At 66.9% G+C, this 26,651-nt stretch carries 32 protein-coding genes, 1 tRNA gene and 1 pseudogene; 14 read left to right on the plus strand and 20 right to left on the minus strand.

What is annotated here, in order from left to right:
* Positions 1 to 12: 12 nt before the first annotated feature.
* Entirely contained in the window at positions 13 to 192 is a 180-nt protein-coding gene (locus N6C22_RS02750) for a hypothetical protein (RefSeq protein ID WP_261649215.1), read from the plus strand.
* A 19-nt stretch (positions 193 to 211) separates the two neighbouring features.
* Here N6C22_RS02750 and N6C22_RS02755 read toward each other — a convergent pair whose 3' ends face one another.
* The 3 genes and pseudogenes from N6C22_RS02755 to N6C22_RS02765 form a co-directional block, all read right to left on the minus strand.
* Entirely contained in the window at positions 212 to 1,492 is a 1,281-nt protein-coding gene (locus N6C22_RS02755; RefSeq protein WP_261649216.1) for a S8 family serine peptidase, read from the minus strand.
* A 174-nt stretch (positions 1,493 to 1,666) separates the two neighbouring features.
* A pseudogene (locus N6C22_RS02760) lies at positions 1,667 to 2,625 on the minus strand (cation diffusion facilitator family transporter).
* A gap of 43 nt (positions 2,626 to 2,668) precedes the next feature.
* Complete coding sequence (locus N6C22_RS02765; RefSeq protein WP_261649217.1) at positions 2,669 to 3,226, minus strand: hypothetical protein; 558 nt, start codon at positions 3,224 to 3,226, stop codon at positions 2,669 to 2,671.
* 80 nt (positions 3,227 to 3,306) lie between these two features.
* On the opposite strand from N6C22_RS02765, the gene N6C22_RS02770 reads away from it, so the two are divergent.
* Positions 3,307 to 3,840: a metallophosphoesterase gene (locus N6C22_RS02770; RefSeq protein ID WP_261649218.1), complete on the plus strand. Its 534-nt coding sequence runs from the start codon at positions 3,307 to 3,309 to the stop codon at positions 3,838 to 3,840.
* A 184-nt stretch (positions 3,841 to 4,024) separates the two neighbouring features.
* On the opposite strand, the gene N6C22_RS02775 is transcribed toward N6C22_RS02770, so the two are convergent.
* Positions 4,025 to 4,717: a helix-turn-helix domain-containing protein gene (locus N6C22_RS02775; RefSeq protein WP_261649219.1), complete on the minus strand. Its 693-nt coding sequence runs from the start codon at positions 4,715 to 4,717 to the stop codon at positions 4,025 to 4,027.
* 97 nt (positions 4,718 to 4,814) lie between these two features.
* Here N6C22_RS02775 and N6C22_RS02780 point away from each other — a divergent pair, with 97 nt between their 5' ends.
* Entirely contained in the window at positions 4,815 to 4,982 is a 168-nt protein-coding gene (locus tag N6C22_RS02780; protein ID WP_261649220.1) for a hypothetical protein, read from the plus strand.
* Positions 4,983 to 5,005: 23 nt separating this feature from the next.
* Here the strand turns inward: N6C22_RS02780 and N6C22_RS02785 are convergent, their stop codons facing one another.
* The 3 genes from N6C22_RS02785 to N6C22_RS02795 all read right to left on the minus strand — a co-directional run bounded on the left by N6C22_RS02785 (position 5,006) and on the right by N6C22_RS02795 (position 7,455).
* Positions 5,006 to 5,881 (minus strand): VOC family protein, encoded by an 876-nt coding sequence (locus N6C22_RS02785; RefSeq protein ID WP_261649221.1) that lies wholly within the window; start codon positions 5,879 to 5,881, stop codon positions 5,006 to 5,008.
* Between the two features lie 87 nt (positions 5,882 to 5,968).
* Positions 5,969 to 6,985 (minus strand): low specificity L-threonine aldolase, encoded by a 1,017-nt coding sequence (locus N6C22_RS02790; protein WP_261649222.1) that lies wholly within the window; start codon positions 6,983 to 6,985, stop codon positions 5,969 to 5,971.
* Between the two features lie 59 nt (positions 6,986 to 7,044).
* Entirely contained in the window at positions 7,045 to 7,455 is a 411-nt protein-coding gene (locus N6C22_RS02795; RefSeq protein ID WP_261649223.1) for a GNAT family N-acetyltransferase, read from the minus strand.
* A 392-nt stretch (positions 7,456 to 7,847) separates the two neighbouring features.
* Here N6C22_RS02795 and N6C22_RS02800 point away from each other — a divergent pair, with 392 nt between their 5' ends.
* Positions 7,848 to 8,945: an aminopeptidase gene (locus N6C22_RS02800; RefSeq protein WP_261649224.1), complete on the plus strand. Its 1,098-nt coding sequence runs from the start codon at positions 7,848 to 7,850 to the stop codon at positions 8,943 to 8,945.
* Between the two features lie 30 nt (positions 8,946 to 8,975).
* On the opposite strand, the gene N6C22_RS02805 is transcribed toward N6C22_RS02800, so the two are convergent.
* From N6C22_RS02805 to N6C22_RS02825, 5 genes are all read right to left on the minus strand, one after another.
* The gene (locus N6C22_RS02805; RefSeq protein WP_261649225.1) at positions 8,976 to 9,458 is read right to left on the minus strand and encodes a DUF6069 family protein; all 483 of its coding nucleotides are present in this window, start codon (positions 9,456 to 9,458) and stop codon (positions 8,976 to 8,978) included.
* A 144-nt stretch (positions 9,459 to 9,602) separates the two neighbouring features.
* On the minus strand, positions 9,603 to 10,040 hold the full coding sequence (locus N6C22_RS02810) for a MaoC family dehydratase (protein WP_261649226.1): 438 nt from the start codon (positions 10,038 to 10,040) through the stop codon (positions 9,603 to 9,605).
* Positions 10,041 to 10,092: 52 nt separating this feature from the next.
* Positions 10,093 to 10,518, minus strand: a complete 426-nt coding sequence (locus N6C22_RS02815; protein ID WP_261649227.1) for an EamA family transporter — start codon at positions 10,516 to 10,518, stop codon at positions 10,093 to 10,095.
* A gap of 195 nt (positions 10,519 to 10,713) precedes the next feature.
* Positions 10,714 to 10,819: transfer RNA gene (locus tag N6C22_RS02820), tRNA-Arg, on the minus strand.
* Between the two features lie 115 nt (positions 10,820 to 10,934).
* Complete coding sequence (locus N6C22_RS02825; RefSeq protein ID WP_261649228.1) at positions 10,935 to 11,312, minus strand: YccF domain-containing protein; 378 nt, start codon at positions 11,310 to 11,312, stop codon at positions 10,935 to 10,937.
* A gap of 114 nt (positions 11,313 to 11,426) precedes the next feature.
* Between N6C22_RS02825 and N6C22_RS02830 the strand changes: the two genes are divergently transcribed.
* The 3 genes from N6C22_RS02830 to N6C22_RS02840 all read left to right on the plus strand — a co-directional run bounded on the left by N6C22_RS02830 (position 11,427) and on the right by N6C22_RS02840 (position 13,423).
* Positions 11,427 to 11,999 (plus strand): AAA family ATPase, encoded by a 573-nt coding sequence (locus tag N6C22_RS02830; RefSeq protein WP_261649229.1) that lies wholly within the window; start codon positions 11,427 to 11,429, stop codon positions 11,997 to 11,999.
* A complete protein-coding gene (locus tag N6C22_RS02835; protein ID WP_261649230.1) occupies positions 11,996 to 12,418 on the plus strand; it encodes an RNA-binding domain-containing protein in 423 nt (140 codons plus the stop codon). The genes N6C22_RS02830 and N6C22_RS02835 overlap by 4 nt, the downstream gene beginning before the upstream one ends.
* Before the next feature lie 360 nt (positions 12,419 to 12,778).
* Positions 12,779 to 13,423 carry an HAD family hydrolase gene (locus N6C22_RS02840; RefSeq protein WP_261649231.1) on the plus strand — a complete coding sequence of 215 codons (645 nt, stop codon included), beginning with the start codon at positions 12,779 to 12,781 and terminating at the stop codon, positions 13,421 to 13,423.
* 10 nt (positions 13,424 to 13,433) lie between these two features.
* Here N6C22_RS02840 and N6C22_RS02845 read toward each other — a convergent pair whose 3' ends face one another.
* From N6C22_RS02845 to N6C22_RS02865, 5 genes are all read right to left on the minus strand, one after another.
* Positions 13,434 to 14,492 (minus strand): molybdopterin-dependent oxidoreductase, encoded by a 1,059-nt coding sequence (locus N6C22_RS02845; protein ID WP_261649232.1) that lies wholly within the window; start codon positions 14,490 to 14,492, stop codon positions 13,434 to 13,436.
* 273 nt (positions 14,493 to 14,765) lie between these two features.
* Positions 14,766 to 15,734: a hypothetical protein gene (locus N6C22_RS02850; protein WP_261649233.1), complete on the minus strand. Its 969-nt coding sequence runs from the start codon at positions 15,732 to 15,734 to the stop codon at positions 14,766 to 14,768.
* Positions 15,735 to 15,784: 50 nt separating this feature from the next.
* Positions 15,785 to 16,837 carry a hypothetical protein gene (locus N6C22_RS02855; RefSeq protein ID WP_261649234.1) on the minus strand — a complete coding sequence of 351 codons (1,053 nt, stop codon included), beginning with the start codon at positions 16,835 to 16,837 and terminating at the stop codon, positions 15,785 to 15,787.
* A gap of 44 nt (positions 16,838 to 16,881) precedes the next feature.
* A complete protein-coding gene (locus tag N6C22_RS02860) occupies positions 16,882 to 17,439 on the minus strand; it encodes a magnesium transporter (RefSeq protein ID WP_261649235.1) in 558 nt (185 codons plus the stop codon).
* On the minus strand, positions 17,440 to 18,018 hold the full coding sequence (locus N6C22_RS02865; RefSeq protein WP_261649236.1) for a magnesium transporter: 579 nt from the start codon (positions 18,016 to 18,018) through the stop codon (positions 17,440 to 17,442). It abuts the gene before it with no gap.
* Between the two features lie 126 nt (positions 18,019 to 18,144).
* Here N6C22_RS02865 and N6C22_RS02870 point away from each other — a divergent pair, with 126 nt between their 5' ends.
* Positions 18,145 to 18,726: an NUDIX domain-containing protein gene (locus N6C22_RS02870; RefSeq protein WP_261649237.1), complete on the plus strand. Its 582-nt coding sequence runs from the start codon at positions 18,145 to 18,147 to the stop codon at positions 18,724 to 18,726.
* 30 nt (positions 18,727 to 18,756) lie between these two features.
* Here N6C22_RS02870 and N6C22_RS02875 read toward each other — a convergent pair whose 3' ends face one another.
* Positions 18,757 to 18,984 carry a hypothetical protein gene (locus N6C22_RS02875; protein ID WP_261649238.1) on the minus strand — a complete coding sequence of 76 codons (228 nt, stop codon included), beginning with the start codon at positions 18,982 to 18,984 and terminating at the stop codon, positions 18,757 to 18,759.
* A gap of 112 nt (positions 18,985 to 19,096) precedes the next feature.
* On the opposite strand from N6C22_RS02875, the gene surE reads away from it, so the two are divergent.
* From surE to N6C22_RS02905, 6 genes are all read left to right on the plus strand, one after another.
* Positions 19,097 to 19,948, plus strand: coding sequence for a 5'/3'-nucleotidase SurE (gene surE, locus N6C22_RS02880; protein WP_261649239.1), 852 nt, complete (start codon positions 19,097 to 19,099; stop codon positions 19,946 to 19,948).
* 142 nt (positions 19,949 to 20,090) lie between these two features.
* The gene (locus N6C22_RS02885) at positions 20,091 to 21,362 is read left to right on the plus strand and encodes an ABC transporter substrate-binding protein (protein WP_261649240.1); all 1,272 of its coding nucleotides are present in this window, start codon (positions 20,091 to 20,093) and stop codon (positions 21,360 to 21,362) included.
* Positions 21,363 to 21,365: 3 nt separating this feature from the next.
* On the plus strand, positions 21,366 to 22,280 hold the full coding sequence (locus N6C22_RS02890; protein ID WP_261649241.1) for a branched-chain amino acid ABC transporter permease: 915 nt from the start codon (positions 21,366 to 21,368) through the stop codon (positions 22,278 to 22,280).
* Entirely contained in the window at positions 22,277 to 23,320 is a 1,044-nt protein-coding gene (locus tag N6C22_RS02895; RefSeq protein ID WP_261649242.1) for a branched-chain amino acid ABC transporter permease, read from the plus strand. The genes N6C22_RS02890 and N6C22_RS02895 overlap by 4 nt, the downstream gene beginning before the upstream one ends.
* Entirely contained in the window at positions 23,317 to 24,072 is a 756-nt protein-coding gene (locus N6C22_RS02900; protein ID WP_261649243.1) for an ABC transporter ATP-binding protein, read from the plus strand. The genes N6C22_RS02895 and N6C22_RS02900 overlap by 4 nt, the downstream gene beginning before the upstream one ends.
* 2 nt (positions 24,073 to 24,074) lie before the next feature.
* On the plus strand, positions 24,075 to 24,836 hold the full coding sequence (locus N6C22_RS02905) for an ABC transporter ATP-binding protein (protein WP_261649244.1): 762 nt from the start codon (positions 24,075 to 24,077) through the stop codon (positions 24,834 to 24,836).
* A gap of 63 nt (positions 24,837 to 24,899) precedes the next feature.
* Here N6C22_RS02905 and N6C22_RS02910 read toward each other — a convergent pair whose 3' ends face one another.
* Together N6C22_RS02910 and N6C22_RS02915 are read right to left on the minus strand one after the other, a co-directional pair.
* Complete coding sequence (locus tag N6C22_RS02910) at positions 24,900 to 25,874, minus strand: ornithine cyclodeaminase family protein (RefSeq protein WP_261649245.1); 975 nt, start codon at positions 25,872 to 25,874, stop codon at positions 24,900 to 24,902.
* Between the two features lie 44 nt (positions 25,875 to 25,918).
* Complete coding sequence (locus N6C22_RS02915; RefSeq protein WP_261649246.1) at positions 25,919 to 26,638, minus strand: class I SAM-dependent methyltransferase; 720 nt, start codon at positions 26,636 to 26,638, stop codon at positions 25,919 to 25,921.
* Positions 26,639 to 26,651: the final 13 nt, after the last annotated feature.

The raw sequence follows: 26,651 nt of genomic DNA on the forward strand, positions 1-26,651 counted from the left end.
GTTGTCCCTGTCATGCCGATTCCGGGATACGACATCGACGACCTCGACGACGACCTCCGCGAGCGCATCGAGGAGAAGAAACTGGACGACCTCCTGACGGACGAGGACCGACAGCGGTTGAAAGACGGCGAGAGCCTGCTCGACATCCTCTCGGAAGAGGACATCCAGCGGCTCCTGACTGACGACGACTGAAACAGCTGTTTTCGCGGGCTCAGAGGCCGATTTCCTTGAGCGCGCCGTACGGGTTCAGGAACCCTGCGCCGTAGTACGCCTTGTCGTAGTCTTCGGGCATCCACGCGGTCCGCGTGAGGATGCTCTCGACCTGGTTCGCGTTGAGCGACGAATCCTCGCCCTTCAGCAGGGCGACTGCGCCCGCGACCTGCGGGGCGGCCATGGAGGTGCCCGCAGCCCAGCCGTACCCGCCCGGAACGGTACTGAGAACGAGGTCGTACCACCAGCCGGGGACCTCGTTCGCTGCTGCTGCCAGGTCCGCGTCCCCACCGGGTGCAGCGAGGGTGATTGCGTTGGTCCCGTAGTTGGTATAGAACGACGGCGAGTGCGCGGGCTGTTCCATCCCGGTGTCGCCCCACCCGAACCCGATGGGGCCGGTCGCCGCCACGGAGAGCGCCTGTGCGCCCTCGTTCGGGAGGCTGATAGCCGAGAAGCAGTCGACGGAACCGTCCTCGTTCTCGAAACAGATGCGGCCGTCGTGCTGGAGGTCCGACGTGTCGTTCCCTGCCGAGATGACGAGGAGCGTGCCCATGCTGTTCGCCCACGTCATCACTCGGTTGAGCGTCTGCCCGTAGAACGGACCAAGACCTTCTCGCGGAACGGGATACGCACCGAGGCTGAGGTTCGCCACGTCGCTTCCGATGTCCGCGGCGTAGACGATGGCCGCGAGGATGTCCGCGAAGGACGCGCCAGGGCCGGTCGAGAAGACGCGACAGTCGACGAGTTCAGCCTCGGGTGCCACGCCGACGACACCCATCTCGTTGTTGGCTGTCGCGGCCGCGATTCCAGCGACGTGGGTGCCGTGGTAGCCGCCTGCAGGTACTCCTTTCCCCAGCTCGTCGCCGGTGAAGTTCTTTGATTCTTCAACGTTCACGGTCAGGTCCTCGTGACTGGCGTCGATACCCGAGTCGATGATGGCGATCCGTGCGCCCTCACCCTTGCACATGTCGTGGACCTCGGGCATGTCCATCGCCTGCTTGTCCCACTGGAGACCGTACAATGGGTCGTCGTAGCCCGCCACCGCCGTCGTATCGATGTGCTCGACCGCCGGCAGGTCGAGCTGCATCTCGATATCGGGCGCGTACGTCCCGAGCCGTCGTACGTCTCGCTCCTGTCCTTCAACCACGGCGAGTCCAACCTGCGAAAGGTCGTGGACGACGTCCACCTTCCCGAGTCGCGCGTTCGGTTTGAGGTCGACGATGTAGCGTGTCGCTGATTCGCGTGCGGTGACGGTCCCGGATGCAGCGATGCCGCCGAGCACTGCCCCACTGACTGTTAGAAATTCACGTCGGTTGAAACGAGTCATCACTTCGCATCGAGGGTGGGAACCATCTAAGCTAATGACTCGTTCTCTGAGAGTAGACCCTGCCTAGCCGTCGAGTAGGGTGACGATACCTATGGTGATGTAGAAAGCTAGTAACCGATTGCTAGCACGTCACACTGCTGCCGTGTCCTTCAGTTCCGGCTCGATGTACACCTTCTTGATGCGGTCGTCGGAGGCCTGTATCTCCTCTTCGATGGCGGTGATGGTGTCGTCGATGGCTTCGGTGTCCATGTCCGCATCGAAGGCCACGTCGGCGGTGACGATGGCGCGGCCGGGGCCGAAGTAGACCGTCCGGAAGTCCTCGACCTTCGTGACGCCGGTGGACCGGCGGACGATGTCACGGAGCGGGTTCTCGGCCTCGTCGGAGAGTGACTCACCGAGCAGGAGGCGCTTGTTCTCCCACGCCAGCGCGATGGCGAAGCCCATCAGCATGAGGCCGATGAGAAACGCGGAGATGGCGTCGTAGATGCCGTTGCCGGTGATTCGCGAGAGGTAGATACCGACCAGTGCGATGGCGGCCCCGCCCAGGGCGATGGCGTCCTCGGTCAGGGCCGTCAGCGTCGTCACGTCGCTGGTCTTCCGGAACGCCTCGCGGAACCCCGACCAGTTGTGCTTCTCTATCTGGAGCTTCATCGCCTTGTACGCCTTCGCGAACGCGTAGGTCTCGAAGACGATGGCACCGATGAGGACCGCGTAGCTCACCCAGATGCCGGGGAACTCGTAGCCTGCGACGTTGACCAGCCCGAGTTCGGGGGTTTCGGGTGGAGGATCGCGTGGTAGCCGTGCTTGGCGGACTCCCAGCCCGCGATACCGAACAGGAGCACGCTGACGAGGAACGCGTAGAAGAACTGTGCCTTCCCGTAGCCGAAGGGGTGGCTCCGGGTCGCTTCCTTGCCGGAGTAGCGGATGCCGAAGAGGAGGAAGACCTGGTTCCCGGTGTCGGAGATGGAGTGATACGTCTCGGACAGCATCGCCGGACTCCCGGTGATGCTGAACCCGATGAACTTCAGAATCGCGATCGCGCCGTTAGCGATGAGCGCCGCGATAACGACAGACTTGCTTGAGGCCATCAAATAGGTGCGCGAGGGCCAGTAAAAAAGCGTTTCCGCTCTCCTACGCTGATACGTACTCCCAGGTGCTGCCGTCCTCGCCGGGGCCGGTCACGCCGGGCAGACGGGGGAGCCGCGGGCGCAGGAACGACCACCAGGCCTCGGCGTCGTCGTAGCCGGCCCGGTACTTCGGGAACACCTCCATCTTGAACTCGCGGTCGGTGACGGTGCCCTCCTCGGCGAGGTGGTCCCACGCGGCGCGGACCGCGTCCCGACGCCAGTCGATCATCATCTCGCTCACACCGGGCACGTCCATCTCGGCGACGGCCTCGTCGACGGCCTCCTCGCGGGCCGTCTCCGGGTCGACGTTCGCCGGTGTCCCGTGCAGCGATGCGGGGGCGAAGTAGGCGGTCAGCGTCGCGTCTCCGTCGGTCAGTTCCTTCGCCCGTAGGTCACCCCCCTCGACGAGGCCGTCGAGGATATCGACGACGACCTCGGACGAGACGTCCGTCTCGGCGGCGACCTCGGTCGCGGTCCGGGGCGCAGCGTCGTCGAACGTGGCGAGGACGACCGCGTCCGCGACGGCCCGGTGATTCTCTTGGCGCTCGCGCTCTTTCGACATATGTGCACATACTGGGGGGACCCCCAAATCCGTTTTTGTCCGTCGAAAATCACGTCACCCCTCGCGTCGTAGTGCTGGCCATGCTCGTTATCTGCTCTGATTCGCATGCCAGGACGGGGCACGCCCTCGCTGGCCGGTCTCTCGAGGCGGTCCGAGAGGCCGACCTCGTGGTCCACGCCGGAGATTTCACTACGCCAACAGTTCTCGACGCCTTTCGCGAGGAGGCCGACCGGCTGCTCGCGGTCCACGGCAACGCGGACGGGCAAGCCGTGCGAGACCGACTCCCGACAGCGCGGGTGTTCGAGCACGCGGGGTTCACCATCGCGGTCACGCACCGGCGCAACGGCGGGGACCTCGGCCTGCGGATGTTCGGCCGCGAGAAGGGCGCGGACCTCGTCGTCTCCGGGCACACACATCGCCCGCGATTCGTCGAGACTCAGGACATCTGTCTGTTGAATCCGGGGAGTCACGCCCAGCCGCGAGGGAACCGGCCGGCACACGCCGAACTCGAAGCGACGGCCGACGGGCTCTCGGGAGAACTGGTTCAGCCCGACGGGACCGTCATCGAACGATTCGTGGTCCCGTCGGATGGCGCGCGTGAGAGTCAGCAGTGAAAGCGGGGACAGGGCGACGGGTGCCGCTGTCGGGACGACCCGACCCCGGGCGGCTGTGTCATGACGGGTGGAGGGCCGAAGTCCCGGGGTGCACCTCTACCTACAGACTACCTTTCAAAATAGATACCGTATACTCAAACGTGTATTTTACTTACGAGACCGGTGAAACCGTGGGTTCGTCGGATTACTGGTTCTCGGTGTACCAGTAGGCGAACCCGGCGGCGAGGACGATGGCCCCGCCGAGGAAGAACGCGAGGCCCGGTGAGACGGCGGCTGCGGCGGTGTCCGCGGCGGCACCGGCGGCCTGTGTGGTCGTCTCGACGGCGGTCGTCGTCGTCCCGGTCGTGTTGTTCGCGTTGCCGGCGACCGGCTGCGTGCTCGGGCCCGGTGCGGGTGCCCCGGTGGGGGCGCTCTCGCCACCGAAGAAGTTGGCGAGACCGTCGCCGAGGAACTCCTGTACGGCGACGGCACCGAGTGCGAGCAGTCCGAACGCACCGAGCAGGCGCGAGAGGGCGGTCTTCAGCCCGGTCGACTCCTTTGTGCCACCAGCGAAGACGACCAGTGGCTGGTTCGAGGGGGCGTACACCTTCATCTCGCGCCCCTTCGCGGAGTAGGCCGTATCGACGACCTCGATGATGTCCGCGTCTTCGAGCTTCTCCAGGTGGTACTGTGTGTTCTGGAGCGAGGTGTCGACGGCGTCGGCGAGCTTCGACGGGGTCGCAGGCTCGTCGTGGAGGGCCGTCAGTAGTTGGCGGGCGGTCGAGGAGGACAACGCCCCGATGAGGTCGTCGGCGTCGTCACTGTCGAGGCCGATGACACGTGGTTCTGCGTCGTCAGCCGCCGACGTGTCCGGAGTGGAGGGCAACAGGTCGGCCATACAGTACGCCTAGTCATCGTTTGGCATGAAGGTTTGTATCTGCTCCAGGTGTCATACTGGCGAAACGCATAAACGTCGTGCTCAAGAACCATCGCGTATGCAGACACCGCTTCCAGCCCAGCTCGGTGGGCTCCTCGAGGACCCGTTCACGCTCATCGTCGTGGGGTTCCTGCTCGCGCTCATCTTCTTCTTCTACCTGATGTTCCGCAAGACCATGCTCAGTTTCCGGGAGGGTATGGACAAGGGGTCCGGGAAGAAACGCTGACGAGACGACGTTCCTGCGACTGGCTACTCGACGCGAATCCGTACCTCGATGCCGGCGGGGTCGGTGACCGAGAGCCCGTGCTCCGTCTCCTCGACCGGCTCTCCTGCGGCAGTCAGCCGGTCGGAGAGCGCCGACAGTGAACCTTCGTCAGGCACCACGAGTTCGTACCACGCCAGCCCGCGGTGGTCGCCGCGCTGGGCGGTCCGCCGGTTCCAGGTGTTCAGCCCGAGATGGTGGTGGTATCCACCGGCAGCGACGAACGCTGCGCCGTCGTACTCGTCGTTCTCCAGGGTGAACCCGAGGTCGTCGACGTAGAAGTCGAGTGCCCGGTCGAGGTCGGTGACCTCGAGATGGACGTGCCCGATGTCGGTTCCGGGGGGAGCGCGGTCGGCGTCTCTCGTGTCGGATTCGGCGGCCGCGGCGAGGTCGTCCAGGTCGAGCGGCAGCGTCCGGATGTCGAGTTGCCCGGCGGCCGTCTCGCGCCACTCTTCCCGGGGTCTGTCGCGGTATATCTCGACACCGTTTCCCTCCGGGTCGCGGAGATACAGTGCCTCGCTGACGACGTGGTCCGACGCGCCAGTCAGGTTCCCGTGGGTACGGATACGGGTCAGCGCGTCGGCCAGTGCTGCCCGGTCCGGAACCCGCACCGCGAGGTGGAACAATCCCGCCGCATCGCGGGGACGTTCGGGTGTGTCCGGGTCTTCCACTAACACGACCAGCTCCTCGCCGTCGGCCAGCAGTCGCGCCTCACCGGAATCGTCGTCTCGCACCACGTCGAGGCCGACCACGTCGCGGTAGAACGGGACGGTCGCGTCGAGGGAGCCGACGCGCAACGCGACCCGGCCGACGTGGGTCGAGTCGGGGAGCGTCCCGGCGGCGTCCGCAGAGTCTGTTGTCACGAGTGATGGAACGTAGCCACGGCAAAAGGGGGTTGTGGGTGCTGGCACGGCGGGTGCACAGCCCCAGCCGTGAGTGAACGCTCCCGACTACAGCACCGACGCGACGCGTTCGATGGTCGTCTCCATGTCCGCCGAATCGACGTCCCAGTGCGTGCAGAAGCGGACCGTCTGCTCGCCGAACTTCGAGCCGATGACGTCGACCTCCTCACACGCGGCGAGGAACTCGTCGGCGTCCAGTTCGGAGTCGCTGGTGTCGACGAGGACGATGTTGGTCTCCGGTTCCGCCACGGAGAGCCCCGGCAGCTCGTCCAGTCCCGCAGCGAGCGCCGTCGCGTTGGCGTGGTCGTCGGCCAGTCGCTCGACGTTCCCGAGCGCTTCCAGCCCGGGACCGGCGATGATGCCGGCCTGGCGCATGCCGCCGCCGAACAGTTTGCGGTTCCGGCGTGCCTTCGCGATGAACTCCTCGGGGCCGGCGAGCATCGACCCGACCGGCGCGCCCAGCCCCTTCGACAGGCAGAACATCACGGTGTCGACCGACTCCGTGACCTCGTGGACTGGCACGTCGAGGGCGACGGCGGCGTTGCACACCCGCGCCCCGTCGAGATGGACTGGAAGCCCGAGGTCGTGGGCCGCCGCTGCTGCGGCTTCTATCTTCTCGGGCTCGATTGCGACCCCGCCCTTCGAGTTGTGCGTGTTCTCCAGGCTCAGTAATCCCGTGCCGGGTCGGTGGGCGTTCTCCTCGACGTAGCCCTCGCGGACCTGCTCCGGTGTGGGAATCCCGCGCTCGCCGCCGTCGAGGGTCCGGACCTGCAGCGAGGAGAGCTGGGCCAGCCCGCCGAGCTCCCACTTGTAGATGTGGCTCTCGCGCTCGACCAGGATCTCCTGGCCGCGCTCGGTGTGGGTCCGGGCCGCGAGCTGGTTGCCCATCGTCCCCGTCGGGACGTAGAGGGCGGCTTCCTTCCCCACCAACTTGGCGGCCTGGGCTTCGAGTTCGTTCACTGTCGGGTCCTCGCCGTACACGTCGTCGCCGACGTCGGCTGTCATCGCGGCCTCGCGCATGGCATCGTCGGGCTTCGTCACCGTGTCGCTCCGGAGGTCTATCATGTGTCGCGGGTTCGATTCCGGGGGAGAAATAGGCGGTGGTCCCGCTCCCAGCCGGCGGTTCAGAGTTCCTTCTCGACGACGTAGCCCCACTTCTCGTAGTCCAGGTCCTCGTAGTACTCGTGGACGCCTTCTTTGGCCAGTGGCGAGGCCAGCGCGACGTGTTCGCAGTCCTGCTCACGCGCCCAGTCCTCGACGAACTCCACGAGGGCGGTACCGTGCCCTGCGCCCCGGTGGGCCTCGTCGACGACCAGGTCGTACAGCCAGGCGTGCCGGTCGTGGTGGAGGACCTGCCGGACGAGCACCCCGGCGACCCCGACGAGTTCGCCGTCGACGAACTGCCCGAACAGGTGGTAATCGTCCTCGCCGGTCCAGTCGAGTATCTCGGGTCGGGTGGCGTCGCCCCACAGTTGCTGGAGGATGGGGACCGCCTCGCGTCGCTCGGATTCGGCGGTCAGTTCGCGGATGTCCATGGAGTTGCTTGCTGGAGCGGTCTGATGAAGCTTGGCGGTGGTGTGGGAACGAATCTGGGTCGGTCTGGGTCGTGTTCGGCTGTTGCGTCTGGGTGTCTCTCTCGGGTATCGCGGATGGATGCCGTCTCTGTTCCGGAGCAGCCGACTCGGCCGATTCAACTGGAAACCGCAACCGCCCCGCCCCGCCCTGCACCTCGCCCTCCCCAGCCGACTCGATGCTCGGCGACGCCTGCGCGTCTCGTCCCTCGCGCGCTTTCGACTCGTGACGTCGCTGACGCGACGAACACTCGTCCGCGCGCGCCACCCCTTCGTTTCGTCTCCACCCACCACCCCTCGAACCGCCGTATTTCGCATCGAAAACCGTTTACAACCACTCGGCCGAATACTGGAATATGGACCCACGAGTTCGTGAACATGCCCAGATCGTCGCCAGTCACTCCGCCGACCTGGCCGAGGGTGACAACGTCGTCATCGACGCCCATCCGGTCGCCGAGGACCTCGTCACGGCCCTGTTCGAGGAGTGCGCCGACGTGGGCGCGAACCCGCTGGCAATCAGCCAGCGGACGGGCACCCGCTTCCGCCGTGCCTACCTGCGAAACAGTGACGACAGCGAGTTCGACCTGCCGAGCCACGAGATGGCCCTGTTCGAGGAGATGGACGTCTACATCGCCATCCGGGCCGGCGCGAACATGACAGAGACTGCGGACGTGAACCCCGAGGTCACCGCCGAGTACGAGAAGGCCCGTCGCCCGCTGCTCGACGAGCGCCTCTCGAAGCGCTGGGTGCTCACGCAGTACCCGGCCGACGCGAACGCCCAGCTCGCCGAGATGAGCACCGAGGGCTACGAGAACTTCGTCTGGGACGCCGTCAACAAGGACTGGGACGAGCAGGGCGAGTTCCAGCAGCAGATGGTCGAGATACTCGACCCGGCCGACGAGGTCCGAATCGTCTCCGGCGAGACGACCGACGTGACGATGTCCGTGAAGGGCAACACCACCCTGAACGACACGGGCAAGCACAACCTGCCCGGCGGCGAGGTGTTCACCGCACCGGTCCCCGATTCGGTCGAGGGCGAGGTGCTGTTCGACAAGCCGCTGTACCACCAGGGCCGTGAGGTCACCGGTGTCCGGCTCGTCTTCGAGGGCGGCGAGGTCGTCGAGTACGAGGCCGAGAAGAACGAGGACGTACTGAAGAACGTCCTCGAGGCCGACGAGGGCGCGAAGCGCCTTGGCGAACTCGGCATCGGCATGAACCGCGACATCGACGTCTTCACCTACAACATGCTGTTCGACGAGAAGATGGGCGATACCGTCCACATGGCCGTCGGCCGCGCCTACGAGGCGACCGTCGGCGAGGACAACGAGCAGAACGAGTCCGCGGTCCACGTGGACATGATTGTCGACATGAGCGAGGATTCGTACATCGAGGTCGACGGCGAGGTCGTCCAGCGCAACGGGACCTTCAGGTTCGAAGACGGCTTCCAAGAATAACTGTCCCTGCGGAAGCACGCTTTTCCCCGCTCAGGTCTGTTCCTGCTCGGGATTCTCCTGGTCGGGAGCCTCCCGGTACCGCTCGAACACTTCACTGTGCGTGAGGGCACCGACGCTCGCGACGGCGACGACGGCGTGCATCAGCACCAGTAGCACCAGTATCCCCGGTCCGACGCCCTCGGCCAGTGTCGGCGCGACGACGAACACCGGGACGACGGAGAGGATGAGCACGAACGAGGCGATGCCTGTCATGAGCTTGTCCGTCTCGGTGACGATTCGGTCGAGGAGGATGTAGACCAGGGTGGCGGCGACCGCGCCGGCAGCGGACGCGGTGACGACAGAGCCGATGCTCAGGGGGTCGAAGCCGGCGGGAATGTCGATGAATCGCTGCCCGACGACGAGCAGCAGGGTGTTGACGATGACGGCGATGCCGGCACCTGTCCCCCCGCGCTCCGCGATGGCGCGGATCGGCTGGACCGACCGCGTCGGCGCGTGAACGGTGGTTGTTCCCATGGCACACTGTACGGCGGCTGGCACGATAACGCTGTTCTGAACCTCTGTATAGCGAGAATATCCAGTCAGCTGGGGAACGGAACCGGCCGTTCGGGCTGTCGGGAACCGTGAACGACCAAGGGATTCGCGGTTTCCCGACCCCCACTACTCGCGTTGCTGGTACAGCACCCGCCCCACGAACGACTGTTTCACCTCGTCGTCCTGATTCTTCGTCTCGACGCGGCTCAGGACGAGGCCGACGCCCGGCCGGTAGTCGGCCTGTTTCTCCAGCACCTCGGTCTCGACGTGCAGTTCGTCGCCGGGTCGAACCGGGTTGGGCCACCGGAGCTCGTCGACTCCCACCGCCCCCAGCGCGGCCGTGCCGGGGAAGATGCCCTCGACGAGCAGCCGCATCGTCATCGAACCGGTGTGCCAGCCGCTGGCGACCAGCCCGCCGAACAGTGACTCCTCGGCCGCCTCGGGGTCGGTATGGAAGGGCTGCGGGTCGTACTGCTGTCCGAAGTCGGTTATCTCCGCCTCGTCGACGACGTAGCTGCCGTGCTCGCGGGTCTCGCCGACATCGAGGTCCTCGAAATACTCCATGCGATGGGGGTCGCCGCGGTGCGACAAAAGTGTCTGGCTTGCGGGGGTGTGCTCAGCCGGTCGAGACGAGGTAGACCGACACGCCGGCGAGCGCGATACCGGCCAGCTTCCGGGCCGACGCCGGCTCGTCCAGCACGAGGATGCCGACGATGGAACTCGTCACGAGGAACATCGCGAAGATGGGCGAGACGACGCTCACCGGTCCCTGCGAGAGCGCCTTGTAGTACGCGAGGATGCCGATGCCGAGACACGCCCCCGCCGCGTAGACGAACCCCGCCTTCGGGTGCGTGAGGTACTGCGTCGGGTTCTCGCCGGTGTAGCTTACCACGCCCAGCGTGATGGCGACGAGAATCCCGTTGCCGAGCAGGGTGGCTACGTTGCTCGGGATGGAGGCGTCCCCGTTCGTCGCGATGCTCATGAGGGGGGCGACCAGCGTGTAGGCGACCAGCGCCAGGACCGCCCAGAGGAGATAGTTCATTGGCGGTGTTCGGGGATGGGTGTGACTAACGGTTTCGAAGTTGGAAGCGGGGCGTGAGACGATGACACGCTGGGGTTGAGAGAGCACGATGGGATTCGAACCACGGTCGGACATGCTCGCTTCGCTGCGCGTGCCCTCCCTGATTCGAATCCCACGGCTGCTCGCTCTGCTCGTCACATTCGTTCCTCGCAGAAGCGAGCACGATGGGATTCGAACCCACGACCATCGGATGTCTTCCCCCACCACCAGAGATGCGTGGGGATAGAAGTCCGACGCTCTATCCTGGCTGAGCTACGTGCCCTCGGACCCCGCTACGCCTCCCTCGTAAAAAAGCAGTCGGGATTCGGTTTCACTGTCAGGACGACTATCGATAGCGTGGCACACGAAGGTGGAACGAGAACTGGACCGAAGCGGCGTCACCCGTCGAAGCGGTACAGCGACGTGACGTAGGGCAGGTAGTTGAACATGATGATGCCGATGGGCAGGCCGATGATGGAGGCCGAGAAGGCCCACGCGACGTTGGCCCAGAGGAGGCTGAGCCACCAGCCGATGAACAGGAAGTACACTGCCCGGACCAGCAGGCCGGTCTGACTGCGTCCCTCAGCGTCGGGGTCGACGATTTCCCGGCGCTCTTTCAGCGTGAGGATGGTCGGGACGCGGTTGATGAGTTTGATACCCAGCGGGAGGCCAATGACCGTGACGTTCAGGAACCACGCGACGTTGATGGCGAGGAAGGTGAGCCACCAGCCGACGAGGAGGAACCAGAGCGCACGGACGGCGAACGAGCGAGCCATGTCAGAGGTGACGTACGCGAGGTGCAAAACGCTAGCGGGAGCGGGCGTCGTCTCGGACACCCGTGACGGGCGAGAGCGGTGGGGTTAAGCCGCAGTCACGAATAGGCTCCCCCGATGACCGTCATCGGCACCGTCGGCCTGCCCGGCAGCGGCAAAGGTGAGGCGGCCAACGTCGCCCGCGAGCACGACATCCCGGTCGTGACGATGGGCGACGTCATCCGCCAGGAGTGTCGCGACCGCGGGCTCGACCCGGCCACGCACCACGGCGAGATCGCCACCGCGCTCCGCGAGGAGAACGGCCCGGCGGCCATCGCGGAGCGCTCGCTCCCGATGATCCGCGAGGAACTGGAGACGAGCGACACCGTGCTCGTCGACGGCCTGCGCTCCGGCGTCGAACTCGACGCCTTCCGGGACGCGTTCGGTGACGACTTCGTCCTCGTCAGCATCGAGGCTCCCTTCGAGGTCCGCAAGGAACGTCTGGCCGAGCGCGGCCGGGACAAGAGCGAGGACGAAGGCGGCGAGAGCCTCGAAGCCCGCGACGAGCGCGAGCGCGGCTTCGGCATGGACGACGCGATGGACCGGGCGGACGTCGTCATCGACAACACCGATACGCTGGAGGCCTTCCGCACCAAGATAGAGACCCTGTTCGAGGACGGACCTGAAGCCGTCCAGGAGCTCCAATCATGATATACAGCGTCGACGTCCAGATCACGGCACCAGTCAACGACACCGAGGTCACCGACCGCGTGGCCGACGCCATCACGAACCTGTTCCCCGAGGCCGAGGTCGAGGAACACCCCGGCGAACTCATGGCGACGACCCACCAGCTCGAACACTTCTCCGAGCGCCTGCACGAGCAGGAGATCCTCGACACCGCCCGCGGGCAGTTCTTCAGCAACCAGGAGGGAGACACCTTCTCGTTCGATCTGAAGAAACAGGCGGCGTTCGAGGGCCGCGTCAACTTCGCGGTCGGCAACCCCGACGAACTGGGCGACATCCACGTCCGGGTGCGGGTGACCGACCCCAGCGTGGAGGAGTTCGTCGACTACGTCGCCCCGCCGACCCAAGACGGGAAACCGATCGAATCCGGCGACGACGGGCAGTAATTTCGGGGCTGTTTCTCGCGATTTGTCTTTCCGGGTGGCGCGTGCTTTCGAGTATGTCGAGCGAGGCGACGGAGTCGCCTCGACAGCGAACGGGGAGGGACGACCCGTGAGCCCGCGAGACTGCGAGACAAGCCGCGCGAGGGATGAGCACCGCAGCGAAACGTAGTGAAGCGAGGAGCACAATCGGTTGGGGAGGGTGTGGTGCGGTTTCCATTACTATCGGCGCTAGTCGCGTTGCTCTCGCAACGAGCAATCTCAGCGACATCGGACGAAGTGCTGGAACTACCAGCGACACTCTGTGACAATTACTCTCATTGCACCGATACCGACTTCCATCGAACCCTCCAATTCACAGACAACATGCCCACAGCAGTCTTCTTCGACCTCGACGGGACCGTCGTCGAGTTCACCCGCGACTACACCGCGGTCATCGAGGACACCCTCACCGACCACTTCGGCAGTGCACCTGAAGAACTCGTAGAAACGTACAACGAGGCCTTCTACGAGCGGTTCATGGCGGTCGAGCCGGAGCCGGTCCTCGGGGCGATGAAGGTGGTCTGCGAGCACGCGGAAGAGCCGGCCGACCCCGAGGCCCTCCGTGAGACCCTCCACGGGTACGAACTCGCGATGACCCATGTCTCCGACGATGCCAGAGCCCTGTTCGAGACGCTCGGGGACCGCCACCACCTCGGCGTGCTCACGAACGGGGTACCAGAGTGGCAGCGCAGCAAGCTCGAACACCACGAGCTCCTCCCCCTGTTCGACACCGTCGTGACCTCCTACGAGGCCGAGGCGCACAAGCCCGACCCGGCGGTGTTCGAGTTGGCGAGAGAACGCGCCCCCGACGATATCGACCAGTTCGTCATGGTCGGCGACGACTACGAACCGGACGTGCAGGGCGCTCGTGAGGCGGGATTCCGGGCAGTCCACCTCGACCGCGGGAGCGAGGGTGCGCGCGTGGCGAACCTGGGCGAACTGGGGTCGTTGCTGTCGCTGCTGGGCTGAGTTTTCGTGGTCAATCGAACCCCGAAACCAGTGTCGCGAGCCACTGCGCCGGGTCGTTTCTGTCCCTGACCTCGACCGCCTCGACCCACTTCACCCACTGGAACCCTCTCCTGTCGGGAGCGACCAGCCGGACCGGGAAGCCGTGGCCGTGGCTCAGGCGCTCGCCGTCGACGTGGGTCGCCAGCAGGGCGTCACGGGCCTCCTCTCTGGGCAAACTCCACCGGTAGCCAGTGACGGACCGGAAACGAACCCAGCCGGCATCGGGGTCCGCCCCGGCAGCGTCGAGGAGGTCCCCGACCCGAACCCCCTGCCAGTCGTGCTCGGAGTACCAGCCGCTGGTGCAGTCGAGCAGGGCGCGTGTTTCTGCGTCGCCACCGTCACCCGGTTCGGGGAGGTCCACATACCGGAACTCCTGGGGCGTGTCGACCGCCCCGCGGACCGCCAGCCGCCAGTCCTCGACTGAAACAGGGTCGGGGTCGTCCGCGACCCAGCTCGTCACCGGGAAGGCGTTGCCCTCCCCGGTTCCCTCCTCCCGCGACCCGGTGAACCGTCGGCTCGGAACGAGGTCTTTCGCGATTCCCTGCTGGAGCCGCCAGACCGCGGCTCCGCCCACCAGCAGGCCGCCCATCTTCAGGGCGTTCCGGCGCTCCGTGACGGTCTCGCGGTCCGGCAGCCGGAACCTCGCGAGCAGGTGGACGAGGAGGACTGGCAGCAGGAGTGCCCCGAGGTAGCCGTGGATGACCAGCAGTGTGAGCCCCGGAACCGGCGAGGTCCCGCCGAGGGTCCACGCAACCCCCGTGACGAGAGCCGCCACGGCCAGCACCGAGAGCAGGATGGAGACAGCGATTGTCCGGTTCACCTTGCCAGTGACGCGCCGCCACACCCGCCAGAACTTCAGCCCCAGTAGCACCACGAGTGCCAGCCCCACGACCCCGTGGACGACGAATAGCCAGCCGTCGTCGGGGCGGGCGGTCAGGCTCCAGAGGCCGGTGACGGCCTCCGCGAGGACCGCGACGAGGATGCCCGCATCGACCACGCTGGGCGAGGGCGCGAGGGACTGGCGCGACATTGGCGGTGGCTAGGGAGTGCAGGAAGATGAGCGTGGGGGCGTCGGAATTCCGGCCGTGGCGCGCGCTGGTGAGTGTGCTGAAAGCCGCGAACCAGTGCCGCGCGAGGGATGAGTACCGCAGGCCTCTGGCCGAGGAACGGAATCGGCTGGGGAGGGTGTGGTGCTGTTTCCATTGCCATCGGCGCGAGCTAGCTGCTCGCTGCCACTAGCAAACGGAACACGCCCGACCCAACCACCACGACACGACCGACAGGGTGGACACCTCCGGAGTACTCACGGCACCAGCAGGAACACGAGCGCAACCGCGATGAACACCACCTTCAGCACCGTGTTCACGACCACGACCTTCGTCCCGAACTCCGCGCCCCAGATGCCGAACTGGAAGGGAATCGAGCGCTTGAACGTCGACACCGCGAAGGAGACGATACCGCCGACCAGCATGGTCGCCACCGCGGTCTGGGGCGTGAACACGTCGTCCAGCATGGGCGCGATGACCAGCGCGCCACTCGTCGTATCGACCGCGAACACCGCGATGACCGCGGCGGCCGCACCCGGCAGCCCGATGAGCGAGGTGACCGGCTCCGCCACGCCGGTCACGGCGGTCAGGTCGGTCGTCTCCGTCACGACCGCCACGAGCGTGTAGACGACGAGCAGGCGCGGGAGGATGTCCAGAACCTTGCTCTTTGTGCTCGCGAGCGCGTCCGTGACCTTTTCCTGGCGGGTCTTCGGCTCCTCTTCGCCGCCGTCGCTCGCCACGTCGCTGGGCATCACGTCGGGGTCGACGTTGTCGGGCGAGAGCAAGAGTGCGCCCGCCACGACGCCGGTCAGCGTGATCGCCAGCGAGATGGCCGCCCGGGACCCGACGTAGAGCAGCCCCACTTCGAGTCCTAGAATCGGAATCAGCACCGGGGCGTAGAACGTGAAGATGTGCTGGGCGAAGCCGAAGAAGGTGTTCACCGTCACGGCGACGAGCGTCGCGCGGTCGTCGAGGGTCCCGGCCTCGCGGAACTCCGCGAGCATGCCGTACCCGGCGGTCGGGGAGGCGGTGGTCGCCAGGATGGCCGTCCCGACCTCGTCCGGGAGGTTCGCCGGGCGGGTCAGGGGCCGGGCGAAGCGGGCGATGGCGTCGACCGCGCCGAACTCGACGGCGAGGTTCGCCAGCGTCACGCCGAGGCCGAGGAAGGCCGCGATGTAGAGGACGCGGCGCAGGACCGTCACCAGCAGGTCGACCGGGAGGTTCACGTCGCGGCGTTCGTGCCCGAGCAAAAAAGCCCCGTCGGGTCGCGACCCGTTCAGCAGTCGTTGACCTTCTCCAGCTCCGCCTCGGCGGCGTCGCGCTCTTGCTGTGCCGTGACCGGGTCGCCGTTCTCGTACGCTTCGGCAGCCTTCTCCAGATGTTCGGTGGCCTTCACGAGGTGGTCGGCCTGGCAGCGAGCCCGTTCGAGGTGGGTGCTGATGTCGACCGTGGCGTCACTGGAGACGCCGTCGAACGTCGTCTTCGCGTCGGTGAAGTGGGTGTTCGCCTTCTGGATGTCCTCCTTGGCGGCACTGACCTCCTGGTTGTCGAGGTGCGTCTGTGCCTCGGCGAGGTCCTCGCGGCCGAGCAGCATCTCCTCGAAGCCGGTCGCGAGCGTGGAGAAGCCCTCGACGACCGTGTGCATCGCCTCCAGCGGGGGCCGGACCTGGCTGAGTTCGGCCGCGTTGAGTGCTTGCAACCGCTCCGGGTCGACGGCGTCGGCCGCCGACAGGCCCGCTTCGAGCTCCGTGGCGGTCTGTTGCATGGTCGACCTGGACTCGCGCAGCATCTCCAGTGCCTGCTCGTAGTTCTCGTTCGCGATGACGGTCTGTATCTCCTCGAGACGGGCGTTCGGGTTGGTTCCCCGTATCGTCTCGATCGCGTTCGCCATCGACGCCACGATGGTCGCGAGGTGGCGCAGTGCCTGGATGTCCTGCTCCTGTTCGGCGGTCGCGGTCTCGGCGGCCGCGTCGAGTTCGCTCCGGGCGGACTCCAGCACGCCCCGGGTCGCCTCGATGTCGAACTCGACGTTCGCGGGGTCCTCCTCTATCTGGGTCTCCAGCTCCTGGAGCTTGAACCCGACCTTGTTCAGGGAACCGACTGCCTCCTTGATGTGCCCCTCTGCGAGCTCCTCGGGGGTCGCGGTCGCCGTCTCGGTCGCTTTCTCGTTCCCGCTGCCGTCGCCGTCGTCGCTGCTGTCGCCGCCTCCGTCGCCACTGCCGCCACCGTTGTCCCCACCGGTGGTGTCGGTCTCGTTACACCCTGCGAGGACGGGCGATATCGCTGTCGCGGTCACCGCGAGCGACTGGAGGTACGAACGTCGGTTCATGTTCGGTACTTCCGGTCACCGAACTTGACCTTTTGGGCCCGGTTCTAGAGGAGGAGACTGACCACGGCAAACAGGACGAGGACGCCGAGCACGTCACAGGTGTTCGTGACGACCGGGATGACCACGTCGTCGGGGTCCAGCCCGAGCCGGTAGGCCGCGTAGGTCGCCGTCAGCGTGACGACGATGGCCAGGACTGCCAGCACCGCCCCGGAGCTGAACGCGACGAACACCACGTCGAGCGGCCCGAGGACCGCCCCGACCGTGAGCTCCGTGAGGACCCAGGCACCCAGCCCGACGCCCGGGAACACCGACAGCGCGAGGGCGACGGTGGCGATGGCGTTGCCCGCGAGGGTGTCGTCGGTCGGGTCGAACTCGACGGTCCCGAGGTGGACCGCCGTCGAGAGCCGGGCCGCGAGGATGGAGCCCAGGTTCCCGGCGGTCCCGATGGTCACGGGCACCAGCACCAGTAACGAGGGTTTCGCCAGCAGTGTGTCCTCGATGCTCCCCAGCACGAGTCCGGAGGCGATCTCCACCGTCGAGAGCGCGAGCAACAGCGGGAGCATCGCCCGCGAGATGTCCCGGACGGTCCATTGCTCCGGCATCTATCCCCCTCCCAATCCGAGCACGATGCGGACCGCGAGCAGGAGGAAGGCGACGCCGAAGACGTCACCCGTGGTCGTCACGAGCGGGCCGACGAGCGTGTCCGGGTTGTGGCCCCGGCGGAAGCCGAGGAAGACGACGCCGACGACCGCCACGGTCAGTGCGATACCGGAGAACAGCCCCGCGAGCACGGCGATGGCCAATAGCGTGGGAAGTGGCGCGACCGGTGCAGAGAGCAGGTTCAGGACGACGAACACCGCGGTCGCGGCGAACAGGCTGACGAAGATACCGTTCGAGAGCGCGGCCGCGATGGCCCCGCGAAGCCGGTCGTTCGAGAGGTCGACGTAGGGTTCGAGCAACCCCTGGTGGAGCCCGGTCGAGAGGCGCGCCCCGAGCGAGCCGAACACGTTCCCGCGGGTCGCCAGCAGCGCCGGGACGAGCACGAGCAGCCCCTTCACGGCTTCGAGTTCGCCGCGCATCCCGCCCAGCACGACGCCCGCGAACAGCCCACCGACCACGCTGGCGGCGAGTGCGGGCACCGCCTCGCGGTAGGCTTCCAGCGCGACCTCGCGGACACTCATGTCTGTCCGGTTGCAGGCCGGCGCCATAAAAACAGGCCACGCGGCGAGGGTCTCGGGGCGGGCTGGCACGCCGACACCGTGACACACCGGCGCATGATTTTTGCCACGGCCCGCGAACTCTCGACTATGGACGCTGCCGACCGCCGCGCCATCGCGGACACCCTCCGAGAACGCGCGCTGGGCATGCGCGAGGACGCCTGTAAGCGGTTCGACGACGCGCCCGAACTGGAGCCCCTCGTGACGGAACCGGCGTACTACCAGCCCGACTCCTTTCCCGAATCCGTCGAGGAGCAACTGGACCGGCTCGCGGGCTCTGCAGGTATCGTCGTCGTCGACGACGGACGTGTGCTCTGCACCGAAATCGGCTACAAGGATGGCTGGATGACCCCCGGCGGGGCGCAGGACCCCGGCGAGACGCTGGCCGAGACCGCAGTTCGAGAGACGTACGAGGAGACGAACATCGAGGCCGAGATTACCGGGGTGTTCTACCACCGCGACTTCGCCATCGACTACGGCCACGACGAGTTGATTCGGATTCCGCTGGTGGTCTACACCGGCCGGAAGGTCGGCGGGCGGCGGGCTGCCCCGGCGCACAAGGTGCCCAGTGGCGAACCCGAGATTACGGACGTGGACTGGTTCGGCCCCGAGGAGTTGCCCGAGAATCTGACGGACAGGGAGCGGATTCGGGAGCTGCTGGACGGGTCGTAGCCGTACTCTCTACCTGTCTCCACGCGACTACTATCCCCAGAACTGGGCCGCGGTGTACACGAGGTAGATGACCATCGCCCTCGAGAGCCAGAATCTGCGGTCGTTCTCAGTCAGCGCGTACGCGACGAGACACACTGGAAATGCGACCAGCCCGAGCCCGAACGAATCTGGAACCGGGACGACGGTCTGTTCGAGTGCGACGTACCACAGCGGGAACCCGGCGATACCCGCGATGGCCGCACGCGACTCTTCGGACATATTTCAATATCTTCCAGCGTGAGGAAAAAAGGCTGCTGGTGCAGACCTCACCATCCCTCCGAACCCCACATTCCCGAAGATTTACTCCCCACCGACCGAACCTGCCATCAACGTGCGCGACCTCGACATCCTCCTGACGAACGACGACGGCATCACGGGCGAGGGGCTGGCCGCCATCCGCCGCGAACTGACCGAACTCGGCGACGTGACCGTCGTCGCCCCGGCTGACAACCAGTCCGGCGTCGGCCGGAAGCGGACGACCTACACCACCCGGACCGAGCACGAGTGGGGCTACGCCATCGCGGGCACCCCGGCGGACTGCGTGGCCTACGGCCTGCGCGGCCTGGACAGAGAGTTCGACCTCGTCGTCTCCGGCATCAACCACGGCCCGAACATGGGCGCGTACGTCCTCGGGCGCTCGGGGACCGTCGGCGCGGCGATGGAGGCCGCCTTCCTCGGGACCCCCGCGGTGGCCACCTCGGCCTACCACAACGTCGAGTTCTACACGCACCCGCCCGAGGAGTACGACTTCTCCACGCCGGCGCGCATCACCCGCGCCCTCATCGAGGACTGCCTCGACGCCGACGTGTTCGAGGCGGTCGACATCCTCAACGTGAACGGGCCGGTCGACGCGACCGACCCTCGTCTCCGGGTCACGCATCCCCACGGCGACTTCGACGTTCGGGTCGAACACAACTCGGTGGACCCCGAGGACGAGGATTTGCCCGTGGAAGTGGGTGAAGACGGCGAACTCATCGCCCTGCGCGATAAGTTCTGGCCCCACGTCGAGGGCTACGAGAACCCGTTCCCGGACATGGACGAGGTGCGCGAGCGCTACCCGGTCGGAAGCGACCGCCGGGCCGTCGCGGACGGCGAGGTGAGCGTCTCGCCCCTGACCGCACCCCGGGAGGCGACGCACCACGAGAAACTGGACGCCATCGTCGAGCGACTGAACCTCACCTGATACCGGTAAACCCCGCCGGCGTATAACTGGCCGCGATACCCGCTGAGGTGCCGAAAATGAAAGATATCGTGGGAAAAACGCGGGTTAACTATTTGAACGACCAGTGTAAGGTTGCCCCATGGTTAGAAATAGCAAGCGATCGGTGGACCGGAGAACCTTCCTGAAGATCGGCGGTGCGGGCAGTCTCGCGGCGACTGCTGGATGTCTCGGACTCGGTGGCGGCGGTGGAGGTGGGCCGATCACCTTTGGACAGCCAGCGGCCCAGACCGGCCAGTGGGACTTCCTGCAGCCCGGCGTCTCGAAGGCGACCGACGTCGCAGTACAGCTCATCAACGACGCGGGCGGCCCACTCGGCCGTGAACTCGTCCTCGAACGCTCGGACACCTCGGTGAACCCACAGCAGGCACGCACCGTCGTCACGCAGCTCACGGAGAACGAGGACGCCATCGCGTTGCTCGGGCTGTTCTCCAGCGAACTCGAACCGCTGTTCGACTTCCTGCAGGAGCAGCAGACGCCGGTCGTCACGCCGTGGCCGGGCTCGAACTTCCTCGACACCCGTGGCGGCGACCACGGCACGCCCGAGGACGTGAGCGACGACGGGTGGATCTGGCGGACGGTCATCAGTGACACCGTCCACACGGCCGGTGCAGCACTGCGCGCCCTCGACCAGGGCCACGACACGGTCGGCGTCATCAACGGCACGACCTCCGGCGCACGGAGCTGGGCGAACGGGTTCATCAGCGCCTACGAGGGCAACGGCGGCACCATCGCCGAGCAGGTCGAGGTGGCCCAGGGCGAATCGAACTACCAGTCCGCGCTCGAACGGCTGTTCCAGGCCGACTTCAGCGCGTTCGCGGTGAGCCTCCCGCTCGAGGACGCCATCACGCTCCTGAGCGACTGGTCCGACGGCGGCTACGGCCGCCAGCCCATCCTCTCGGACCCGCTGGCCCAGAACGACCTCCCTGACCAGGTCGGGAGCGCGCTGAACGGTGCGTGGGCAGCCAGCCCCGGCGAATCTGGCCCGAACTACGGTGCCTTCGAGAGCGCTTACAACAGCGGCGAGGGCAACGCCGAGATCAACGCCTGGACGCCGCCGGCGTGGGACGCCACCATGGTCACCGCGCTCGCCGTCGAGCGCGCCGGCGAGGCCACCGCGGAGGCCATCGAACAGAACATCGGGCCGGTGTCGCGTGGCCCCGGGACGGAGGTGGCGACCTTCGCCGAGGGGAAGGAGGCGCTCGACAACGGCGACGAGATCACGTACATGGGTGCGGCGACGCCGGTGACGTTCACCCAGTTCGGCAACGTCGTCGGCTCGGTCGTCATCAACGAGGTCCAGAACGGCCAGTTCACGCAGGTCGAGACCATCCCGGCGGACGACCTCCGGGAGTTCGTGCCGGAGGGCGAGTACTAAGCGATGGGACTCGCACAGAACCTCATCTTCGGGCTGGTTACGGGCTCGTACATCGCCATCGCGGCCATCGGGTTCACGCTCATCTACGGCATCGTGGACATGATCAACTTCGCGTACGGCGAGTACATCACGGCCGGGGCGTTCATCGGCCTGCTCGTGGCCGGGTCGCTCCCGCTGCCACTGCCGGTGGCCGTGCTCGTCGCGATGGTCGGCGGCGGTATCGTCAGCCTGCTGCTCGCGAAGGTGTTCTTCACGCCCATCAACCACACCGGCCCGATTCCGATGCTGCTGACGTCCATCGGACTCGGACTCATCCTCCGCAACGTGATCCGGCTTCTCGCGGGGCGGAGCGCCCGGTACTACGACACGCAGACGACGACGTGGCAGTTCCAGGACGTCCCGGCGCTGAGTGTCGGATCCGTCGACCTGCTCGGGAGCTTCTTCGTGACCTCCCAGCAACTCGTCGTCGTCGGCTGTGCAATCGGTGTGTTCCTCGTCCTGCACGGGCTGTTGACCCGGACGGACGTGGGCATCGCCATGCGTGCGATGAGCGACGACGAGGCGCTCGCTCGCGTCCGGGGCATCGACACCCAGCTCATCCGCAACAGCGTCTGGGTGCTCGCCGGCATGCTCGCCGGACTGTCGGGGGTGCTCCTCGGTATCCAGACGAACGTGAGCGTCACGACGGGGTTCAGTCAGATACTCATGGTACTGTCGGCCGCCATCCTCGGCGGGGCCGGGAGCCCGTACGGGGCAATCGCCGGCGCGTACGTCATCGGCGTCGTGCTGGCGCTCTCGACGGCGTTCCTCCCCTCGGGGATGACGGGCATCTCGTCCGCGGTCGCGTTCATGATACTCGTCGTCGTCCTGCTCGTCAAGCCGAGCGGTATCGCCGGCAAGGAGGTGCGTGAGGCATGAGCGTACGCGACTCGCTCCCGGACCGCGACTCGGACCTCGCGCTGGTGATCGGCACTGTCGCCGTCGTACTGGGGCTCGTCATCGCGTTCTCGCCGGTGACGGCGACGATTCCGGGCGACCTCTACGTGTTCTTCGAGGTCGGCATCCTGTTCGTCATCTACGGCATCCTCGTGCTGGGGCTCGACCTCCAGTACGGGCACACCGGCCTCGTGAACTTCGGGCACGTCGTGTTCTTCGCGGCCGGCGCGTACACGATGGCGATGCTCTCGGCCGTGGATTCCTTCGAGGGTATCGCGCTCGGGCTCCCGTGGCCGGTCGGCCTCGTCGCCGGCGTCCTCGTGGCGGCGGCCCTCGGTGCGTTCGTCGGTGCCACGTCGCTGCGCCTGCGCGGGGACTTCCTCGCCATCGTGACGCTCGCAACCGCCGAGATATTCCACACGCTGTTCATCAACTTCACGGACATCTTCGGCGGGACGACCGGCATCTTCGGCATCCCGACGCCACTCGGCGACCTCGCCGGCAGTCGCGACGTGACGCTGGTGGCGACGCTGCTGGTGTTCGGTGGGCTCACCGCGCTGACGTTCGCCATCGTCGCGCGGCTCACGGAAGCCCCCTACGGCCGCGTGTTGCGCGCCATCCGGGCCGACGAACTGGTGGCGCGGTCGGTCGGCAAGTCCACCTTCCGCTACAAGATGCAGTCGTTCGTCTACGGGGCCGCACTCGCCGGCTTCGCGGGTGCCCTCTTCGCGATGTACAACGGCGCCATCTCGCCTGACTTCTTCGAGTTGCAGGTGACGGTGACCGTCTGGATCGGCATGCTGCTCGGCGGCGCGTCGAACCACCGCGCGGTGCTCGGTGGCCTCGGCATCATCATGGGGCTCCGGCTGTTCTCGCGGTTCGCACAGGACGCCGCACCCGTCTCCGCCGGCGAGTTCGCGTCCATCCGGCTCATCGTCGTCGGCCTCATCCTCGTGCTCGTCATCAGGTACCGGCCCGCCGGTATCTGGGGCGACGAGCGCGACCTGGAGGTGGATTCGTGACGCTGCTCGACGTCGACGGCCTCGGCAAGCAGTTCGGCGGCCTCGTCGCCATCGACGACCTCTCGGTCTCGTTCGACGAGGGCGAGCTGGTCGGGGTGATGGGCCCCAACGGGGCCGGCAAGTCGACGTTCTTCAACTGCGTGAGCGGCGTCGTCGAACCCGACGACGGGTCGGTCGTCTTCGACGGCGAGGACGTCACCGGCGCGGACACCGCCGTACTCGCACGCGAGGGGCTGGTCCGGACGTTCCAGCACACCCGCCAGCTCGACACGATGACCGTCCGGGAGAACGTCAGGCTCGCCGCACCCGGCCAGCCCGGCGAACAGACGGTTTCGGCGCTGCTCCGCACCGACGGCATGCAGGAGACCGAGGCCGCGGTGGCCGAGCGCGCCGACGAACTCATCGAGACGTTCGAACTCACCCGGCTCGCCGACGAGTACGCGAGCAGCCTCTCGGGCGGCCAGCGCAAACTGCTCGAACTCGCACGCGTGCTCATGCTGGAGCCCGACCTGCTCCTGCTCGACGAGCCGTTCGCGGGGGTGAACCCCACGCTCACGAACGAGATCGCGGCCCACATCCGCGACCTGAACGACGACGGGATGACCGTGGTCGTCATCGAGCACGAACTCGAGACGCTGACCGAGCTCGTCGACCGGCTGGTCGTGCTCCAGCAGGGCAGCCTGCTCGTCGAGGGCGACCCCGAGACCGTACTGAACGACGAGCGCGTTATCGACGCCTACCTGGGTAGCTGACCATGAACGACGCAACGACACTCGACGACACGCCGGACGACACCCGCAGCACGCGGGGAGACCACCTGCTCGAGGTCACGGACCTCGATGCGGGCTACGGCGACCTCCAGGTGCTCACCGACGTCGACCTGCACGTCGACGAGGGCGAGTACGTCACCATCGTCGGCCCGAACGGGGCCGGGAAATCGACGGCCATGAAGTCGATCTTCGGTCTCGCGGACCGGATGGGCGGCAGTATCACGTTCGGCGGCACGGACATCACCGACTACCCGCCGGAGGAGGTCATCACGGTCGGGATGAGCTACGTCCCCCAGACGGAGAACGTCTTCCCGTCGCTCACCGTCGGGGAGAACCTCCGAATCGGGGCGTACATCCTCGACGACGTGCCCGAGGAGCGGCGGCAGGCGGTGTTCGACCGCTTCCCCGTCCTCGAAGAGCGCATCGACCAGGACGCCGGCACGCTCTCGGGCGGCCAGCAGCAGATGCTCGCCATGGGCTGTGCGCTCATGCTCGACCCGGACCTGCTGTTGCTCGACGAGCCCTCGGCCGGGCTCGCGCCCGACCTCGTCGACGTCATGTTCGACCGCATCGACGAGGTGAACGACGCCGGCACCTCCATCCTGATGGTCGAACAGAACGCGAAAGAGGCGCTCCGGCGCTGTGACCGTGGCTACGTCCTCGCACAGGGCGAGAACCGCTACGAGGGCCCGGGCGACGCACTTCTCGACGACGACGAGGTGCGCCGGCAGTTCCTCGGCGGCTAAGTCGGGGCCACTGCCGACCCAGTTCAGGGCGACTGCCGACGTTCTCAGAACGACTCTTTCCGCTCAGAACGACTGTTCCGTCCCGATTCCAGCCTCGGTCGCCGACTCGTACACGTCTGCCGCGGTTGCCGCGTCGAGGACCGCCGTGCCGACGCTCTCGACCACCAGAATCTCATCATCAGATTCTCGGCCAGCATCGCCCTCGAACACCGCCGACAGCGGAATCAGGTCGTCTTCGGTCAGGTCGGTCGCCAGCAGGTCACCGATCTCTGCGACCTCCTCGGGCACGTCCGCGAAGACGCGCGCGGCCCGGTCGAACACCGCGGACTCCAGTTCCTGCATCTCCCCGGTGTACGCGCCGACCGCGACGACGAGCGTGCCCGGCGCGAGCGTGTCTGCGGGGAACACGGGCTCCGTGCTGGTCGTCGCCGTCACCACGACGGTCGCGTCCTGCACCGCTGCCTCGGCCGAGTCGACGGCTTCGGCCGGGATGTCGTGGTCGCGGAGGTCGGCCGCGCAGTCCTCGCGCGAGTCGCTCGGCGAGTAGATTTTGACCGAGTCGACGTCGCACAGCGCTGCGATGGCGCGGGTCTGCCAGCGCGCCTGCGTGCCAGCGCCGAGCACACCGACCCGGACGGGGCCGCTCGGGGCGAGGTCGCGCGCCGCCAGGCCGCCGATGCAGCCGGTCCGGGCGTTCGTGATGCGTCCGCCGTTCATGAACGAGACGGGCTGGCCGGTTCGCGCGTCGGCGAGGACGACCTGCGCGTGGATGGTCGGCAGCCCACGGTCGGCGTTGCCCTCGTTGACCCCGACCAGCTTCGTCGCGAAGTGAGGCTCGCCGTGGATGTACGCGGGCATGGCGAGGCCCATCCCCAGCGGCTCCGGCCCGTCGAGGCCGGTCCCGATATCGTAGTGCGGGCGGTCCGGGCGCTCGACCTCGCCACGGCCCTGACTCACGAGTGCGTCCTCGACCACGGGCGCGAGCGACGGGAGGTCGATGAGCGACGCGACCTCCTCGTCGGAGAGTACGAGTACCATGTCCGGGGAGTGGCCGGCGGCCGTGTTAACTGTTTCCGGCCGGCTCACTTCGCCAGCCGCGCCCGGTAGTACACCCCGCGGTGGTCCACCTTGACTACTGTCCACGGCGTGCCGACGCAGGCGTCGCGCAGCCGGTCGGGAGACACGAGCAGGAAGTGCAGCGTCTCCCCGACGAGGCGCTCCCCGTCGCGGTCGTACTCGAAGTGGAAGGCGCGGTGGGCGACGCCCTCGCGGGGGTCCGGGCGATATCCCAGCATCTCGCCGGGGTCGTCGAGCGCGGCAGGGTCGTACTCGTCGACGAAGGCGGTCGCGTCGCTGGTCGTCACGCGGGCGAACTCACAGAGCAATGCCCGGATTCCGGCGATGGAGCCGCCGAGGCCGAGCTGGGTCCCGTTCGCGAGCAGGTTCGGGAACCGGGTCGCGGGGTAGGGCATGTCGAACATGTCCGCGACGTGGGCGTCGGCGACGCCCCGGGCGCGAGCCGCCGCGACTGCACCGGGGCTCACGTCGAAGGGGACGACCTCGGTCCCATGCGCCTGCAGGAACAGGGCGTGCTTTCCAGCCCCGCAGCCCACGTCGAGCAGTGGGCCGTCCAGCGCGAGGAGTCGGTCGGAGAAGTCGTCGTCGCCCTCGCCGACCGCGGTGAAGTAGTTCTCGTGGATGTGGCCGTCGGCGGTCTCGGTCCCGTCGACGTACCGACAGTCGCCGCGGAGACCGCCGCGCTGGTAGTCCAGCATGGCAGTCCCCAGTGGGTCGCTGGCCATACTCTAGTTAACA

Origin of the sequence: Haloarchaeobius sp. HME9146, assembly GCF_025399835.1 — an archaeon.
Lineage (GTDB): Archaea > Halobacteriota > Halobacteria > Halobacteriales > Natrialbaceae > Haloarchaeobius.